Source organism: Staphylococcus sp. GDB20D11A, from assembly GCF_016893255.1.
In the GTDB taxonomy this organism is placed as follows: Bacteria; Bacillota; Bacilli; order Staphylococcales; family Staphylococcaceae; genus Staphylococcus; species Staphylococcus aureus.
The window spans coordinates 1-4,525 of sequence record NZ_JAFEPJ010000005.1 but is presented as its reverse complement, the minus strand read 5'-3'; the positions used below and the strand labels follow the sequence as shown (position 1 = coordinate 4,525).

Annotated in this window: 6 protein-coding genes; all 6 read right to left on the bottom strand. The window is 31.6% G+C overall.

Annotated elements, in window-relative coordinates:
* Positions 1–216: DUF334 domain-containing protein (locus JV528_RS14845; RefSeq protein WP_204254808.1), on the bottom strand; the 216-nt coding region annotated here is incomplete at its 3' end.
* On the bottom strand, positions 194–1,141 hold the full coding sequence (locus JV528_RS04330) for a relaxase/mobilization nuclease domain-containing protein (RefSeq protein WP_165625963.1): 948 nt from the start codon (positions 1,139–1,141) through the stop codon (positions 194–196). The genes JV528_RS04330 and JV528_RS14845, both read right to left, overlap by 23 nt.
* 177 nt (positions 1,142–1,318) lie before the next feature.
* On the bottom strand, positions 1,319–1,702 hold the full coding sequence (locus JV528_RS04325; protein ID WP_165622111.1) for a plasmid mobilization protein: 384 nt from the start codon (positions 1,700–1,702) through the stop codon (positions 1,319–1,321).
* Positions 1,703–1,971: 269 nt separating this feature from the next.
* A complete protein-coding gene (str, locus tag JV528_RS04320) occupies positions 1,972–2,820 on the bottom strand; it encodes a streptomycin adenylyltransferase Str (protein ID WP_001258486.1) in 849 nt (282 codons plus the stop codon).
* A 7-nt stretch (positions 2,821–2,827) separates the two neighbouring features.
* Complete coding sequence (locus JV528_RS04315) at positions 2,828–3,772, bottom strand: replication initiation factor domain-containing protein (protein ID WP_165622112.1); 945 nt, start codon at positions 3,770–3,772, stop codon at positions 2,828–2,830.
* Positions 3,773–4,294: 522 nt separating this feature from the next.
* Positions 4,295–4,525: DUF334 domain-containing protein (locus JV528_RS04310; RefSeq protein ID WP_204254807.1), on the bottom strand; the 231-nt coding region annotated here is incomplete at its 5' end.

Sequence of the window (4,525 nt, the reverse complement as noted above, 5' to 3'; positions counted from 1 at the left end):
AATACCTGTAAATAATTGTTTTTGTCTTTTTTGATAATGCTCATGTGACTCTCTTACTTTACGTAACATTTCTTCGTTTTCGTCTTGAACTTTACGTATATCTTTTCTTATTTCTGCTTGAATATCTTCAGTATTCACTTTACCTAACTTTTCTTTTGCTATATCAACAAAATCATTATGTGCTTGAATACCACTAGAGCGAAAGACCTCCGCCATCTCTTTCAATTTCGATGTTATTGCTTCTTGTTCTTTCTCTCTCGTTTTCTGATTCTCCTGCATTTCTGCCAGATAATTTACGATGAGCTTGTTTTGTCTCTTGAGCTCGTTCAACTCTTCGCTGCTTAAGTTGTTTTGTGTGTTGTTCGAGTACATCCCAATTGACTTTGATTCCGTCTGCGTATTCGGGTTCTCTTTGTTGTTCTTGATGTCTTTCATGCTCATAGTCAATCGCCCCTTTTTCATAATCTGAACCTAATGTTCGTCCACGTACCCATTTATTTGCATTTTCAGGCTTATATGAGATTGTTTCGCCACGAAGTTTAACTTCGATACCTTTTTCTTCTAAATGCTCTGAAAACGTCTCTAAATTGCTTGTATGTGCTTTAGCATTTTCAATGTGATCACGCAATTCATCTTTCCAAGAATATTCATCTCTATCAAACACAATGCCTTTTTCTGCTTGTGTGTATCTCATTTTGGCAGTGCCACGCTCTGTTACACTCAAACCATTTTCACGACAGACATTATCATTCTCTTGTTTAACTAATTCACGTTGTTTTTTATTACTTTGATATTTCTTACCAGTTTCTAAATCAACTGAATTAATCACAATATGATTGTGATAATGGTCTTTATCTGTATGCGTATAAACTGCTACTTGATGATTCGGTGCTATCTTCTCGGCTAATTCTAAACCTAGTTGATTACATTGTTCTGGTGTGACTTCGTTAGGTTTAAAAGATTGAATCACTGTATGTGCTTGAACACCATCTTCTTTGCCATATAACGCTCTTGTTTGCTTAAAAGCCGATTTTGCGTAATCTACATCACAATTCAAACCACTTTTTTCTTCTGCTCGTTTCTCTGCGTAATTGATTGCACGACTTGCCGATTTGGTATTACCTAATTTAGTTGTTGCCATTGTTATCACTTCTTTTTTGTTTAGGTGCTATAACATCAATAATAATTCGAAAAATAATCACATAAATAAAAAATGCTATTATTACCCATTTATTTTCAAAAAAAGCATTATTCTGTATATAAAGAAAGATAATTAACCCAGCACTAATTATTAAATATAAAGTAATAAGAACACGCCTTAATTTAGACTTTGCCATATGTCATTCAACCTTTCACGAACAGCTTTAATATTGTGTTCTAAACCTTCATAATTTGGTGCTTCATGTTGGTGTTGATTACAATATTTAGCAATCTGATTTACATTTGCCCCTAACTTACTTAAATCTTTGGCAATCGATTGTCGCGTCTCTTTATCCAATTTGGGCGCTACCAATCGACTCCCATGTGCCTTTTTCTTAACAAAATTCGGCACACTCATATTCAAAGTTTCGGCAGATGACCTTAACTTTTCATATTCGGATTCGCTCACTCTGAAACTAATTTGTTTTGGCTCTTTGCGGTTGGGTTTTCGGTTTTCCCCAACAGACAAATCGCTAGCCAAATTATTATCACGTTCACTCATTTAGTCCCACCACGTTTCTTCGAAATTTATAACTTTCTATGTTTGTAGATTATATGATAATCAACAAAATTTCAAGTCATAATGTGGTTTGGCAAGCGTCGTATATTCTAGCCACTTCGTTCTGAATATACCGGCTTGCTGGGATTAATCCCAGACCCTTTATGTTTTTGCTAACGCAAAAAATGAGTGGCAAAATGCTAGCCACTCATAGTTCAAAACCAAATTCAAAATCAAAACAAAAGCAACCAAAAATGTGGTTGCTAATAAAATTAATTCTCATAATTATTACGAATAAAATTCTCAATATTTTTTTCGTAATTTGGATAGTTATAATTTCCTAAACAACTTACTTTATTTGAATAATATTTAAATAATTCACAACAAAGCTTAAAAGATTGGTATGTCTTTCTATATCCATTCATCTCAAAAGTAGCTAAAAGCATATTGAATTCTTTATCAGTTAAATATTTGTTTATAAACTTATAATTCTTTCCTAAACTAAAATCAAAACCCCTATTAAAGCCAATATACCAAGAAATCATTCTTAATAATTCAGGACGTAAAATATTATTGAAATGATCTAAAGCAAATAATATTTCTCTTCTAAAAACACCCTTTGCTACATACGTTGAGACACTCCAAAACTCATTACAGCAATCATAAAATTCTCGTTCTGTTGGTTTTTTTAACCAATAATTTGAGTCATCTGGAACAATTTCTTGAGTTACTAAATTATCTTTATCAACTAAAATTTTTACAAGACCATCAGAATCACTAAAATAACGATTTAAATCTTTTAAATTAATTAATGTAATATCCATTTTTATGCCATCTTTAAAATACATTATATAACTGTAACCATAATCTAAATCAGGTGGGAATAATTCCATATCTTCTGGTTTCTGTATAAACAATAATTCTCCAAATAAACTTAACCAACTTTCTTCATGTGTGAAATACTCAATATCTGATACGAAAAAAGCAAAATCATAATCTTGAAACTTATCTTTTTTTATATTTTCATTAGTTCTTGAACCCTCGAGAGCAATAATTTTTACATTGCTTCGTTGATAAGCAAATTCAGAAACTAAATTTAAAATTTCTTTTTCAGTCCTCATTGTTTTTTCACTCCCAAAATCTAAATTCACGCTGCCAAAATTCAATCTGCTTTTGCAATTGTTTTTCATTCTCTTTTAAAGTCAATTTCATTAAGTCCGTTAAATCAATTTCTGAAATACTTTTTAACATTTCTCTGTATTTATTTTTTGTACGTCTTTCTAATTTACCCCATGTACTTTCTTCATGAATTAGCATATAAATCATTGCTTGGTCTTTTACTTTTTCTAAACTAGACCAATCTGGTTTCAAAATATGTAAATCATTAAAACAATCGTTCCAATAATCAACCATATCTCTTTTTAATTCAATTTCTACACGCCATAAGTGTTCAGACATAACTTCAATGTCTGCATTATCCTTACGTTCTTGTTTTTTATTATAAATTCTAATAAATCTATCACTGTCACGAACACCAAAATATTTTGTTTCTGGTTTACCGTTACGACCATAAAAAATAGTTTTCTTAACTGATTTATCAGTCATCGCATAATAATCGCTCAAATCGTCTTCAAAATCAAAAGCCAAATCTAATCTTGTAAAACCATCATCTTCCATGTAGTCAATGATGTTTTGTTTTAACCAAAGCATTTCTTCATGCGTAAGTTTATTAGGATTAAATTCAACACGCATATTACGTCTATCCCACGCATCTGCTTTTACTTTATCATATTCGATGTAAACTTTTTCTTGTAGAGCCTTAGCTTTAAATTTGGTTTGTAATATATCCCAAAGTCTAATTTGTGGCGCAATACTCATAAATTCAGACAGTTTGTGAGCATTGTTCTTATTAAGATTCCCAACAATTGTCATAGCATCAAAGTGTAATTTTGGTTCGGGGGTGTACATAATATGTCGGTTTAACCGGCTATTAGAGTAGCCGGTTTTAGAAAAATTTGTATTTTCGTATTCTATGCTTTGATTTGATAAGATTTCTTGCTCTTTTTTACTCATAAAAAATCGACTCCTTAATTTCGTTTAAGAAGTCGCTCACCCAAATATATATCTTGAAGAATAAACTTATATCGTTTAATATCTAGATATACAAAAAATTGCAAAACACATAGCATATGTTTTTGAAATGGATAAGTCGCTATCACAAACTTTGGTCAGGGCGTGAGCGACTTCTTTTTATTTGTTTATTAATATAACACTATCAAAAGACTTGGTCTAATTAGATCAGGTCTTTTTTATTTAACCATTTGTAATAGCTGATAAATAACTAAAACTATTAAAACACCAAATACATACTTACTTGTTATGAAATTCTCAAAGGCTTCTTTGAATTTCATGTTATCAACTCCCTTATTGCTTTATTCCAATTGCTTTATTGACGTTGAGCCTCGAAACCCTTAACAATCCCAAAACTTGTCGAATGGTCGGCTTAATAGCTCACGCTATGCCGACATTCGTCTACAAGTTTAGTTAAGGGTTTTTCTCAACGCACAATAAATTTTCTCGGCATAAATGCATGGTCTAATCATGAAATTTTGCTCTAATCCATTCGTACAAGCCAATAAATAGTCCTATAGCGAGTATATAAGGCAAACCATAAGCAATATACCAAACAAATGTCATAAAGCCCTCAGAGGCTCTTATTTTGCTTGCTATGGCATTCTGCAATGTATCTACATGTAGGAAATTCATAAAGTCACTACCAATCGTCATAATTAAAGCAAATAGCATAAAGACTAATAACATAGCCCC

What these genes read in the sequence shown, in the direction of transcription:
- str (WP_001258486.1), bottom strand. Translation starts at nt 2,820, where the DNA reads ATGAGGACTGAAAAAGAAATTTTAAATTTAGTTTCTGAATTTGCTTAT.
- JV528_RS04330 (WP_165625963.1), bottom strand. Translation starts at nt 1,141, where the DNA reads ATGGCAACAACTAAATTAGGTAATACCAAATCGGCAAGTCGTGCAATC.
- JV528_RS04315 (WP_165622112.1), bottom strand. Translation starts at nt 3,772, where the DNA reads ATGAGTAAAAAAGAGCAAGAAATCTTATCAAATCAAAGCATAGAATAC.
- JV528_RS04325 (WP_165622111.1), bottom strand. Translation starts at nt 1,702, where the DNA reads ATGAGTGAACGTGATAATAATTTGGCTAGCGATTTGTCTGTTGGGGAA.